We start from the raw sequence: 1,099 nt of genomic DNA on the forward strand, positions 1-1,099 counted from the left end.
GGACGCCCAACCGGTGCGCCGGCCGGCGTGCCGGTCGGCGGTGGCGAACGCGGCCAGCAACGGTGGCCCCACGGCGTGCGCGGCGGCCCACCGGTCGGCCACCTGCGTGGGCTCGCCGGCGTCCAGGCAGACCTGGAGCCCGGCCGTGCTGTACATCATGGCCCGCCCGGCCGGGCCCCGCCGGTCGAAGGCGCGGCGCATGGCGCGGTAGCGCGGGGTGTCCACCACCGGTCGCGGGGACCGCCAGGGGTCCATCCCGGTACGTCCCAGCACCAGCCCGGCGGCGTCGAGCCGGGCGCGCAGCTCGGCGACGTCGGCCTCGGTGGCCAGGACGAGAGCGGCGACCGACGGTCGCGCCGCGGCGGAGATCTCCACCTGCCCGCCGGGCTCCACGGTCACGGTTCCGCCGCGCCGGAGCTCGTCGGCCGGGCTGGTGGGGTCGAGGGTGACGGGGCTGTGCCGTCCCAACGCCTCGCGCAGTCGCTCGCGGTCGACCGGGCGGGTCGGGTCCGCGGCGTCGTGCACGGTCCATTCCAGTTCGACGCCGGTGAGCGTCGGTGGGCCGGTCTTGAAACAGATGCGGGCCAGGTGCCCGCGGGCCGCGGCCTCGTCCCCCAGGACGGTCACCCGGTCCAGCTCCGGTGACATCACCACGTGACGGCTCCTCTCCCGGAGACAGGTGACGTCGTCGTCACCCGGGACCCGGCCCGGTAGGCACGGGTCCGCGCGTCCCCCCATCCTCTGTCTAGCAGACGGATCCCGCGCGCCCAGGGAGATGAATTTTTGTCCGGAATCCGATTGCGCCGGACGTTCAGTCCTGGTCGTCGTCCTCGTCGTGCGGGCCCGGCGACTTCGACTTCGGCGTGGGCTTGGCCGTGGGCCTGGGTTCGCCCTTCGCCGGTTCCCCGGCCGACGGCACCAGCGCCCGGCAGTAGCCCTCGACGAGGTCGGCGCCGCCGGCGGCGGCCACCAGGTCGGCGAAGCCCGGGGTGGTCAGGGCCTGGGCGCGCTGCCGGTCCGACTTGGCCAGATAGGCGCGGCAGTGACCGGCGAGCCGGCCGTCGACCGGCGGCGCGGTGGCCGAGCGGGACGGCGGGGG

The 1,099-nt window shown here is 76.1% G+C and carries 1 protein-coding gene and 1 pseudogene; both read right to left on the reverse strand.

The features are described 5' to 3' along the window. Positions 1 to 654 (reverse strand): glutamate-cysteine ligase family protein (locus HUW36_RS33285; RefSeq protein ID WP_246248453.1); only part of this gene is annotated, 654 nt, incomplete at its 3' end. Positions 655 to 811: 157 nt separating this feature from the next. Continuing rightward, positions 812 to 1,099 (reverse strand): annotated as a pseudogene (locus HUW36_RS33290) (hypothetical protein); the annotation flags it as partial.

It is taken from the genome of Micromonospora maritima, from assembly GCF_902825405.1.
GTDB lineage: Bacteria > Actinomycetota > Actinomycetes > Mycobacteriales > Micromonosporaceae > Micromonospora > Micromonospora maritima.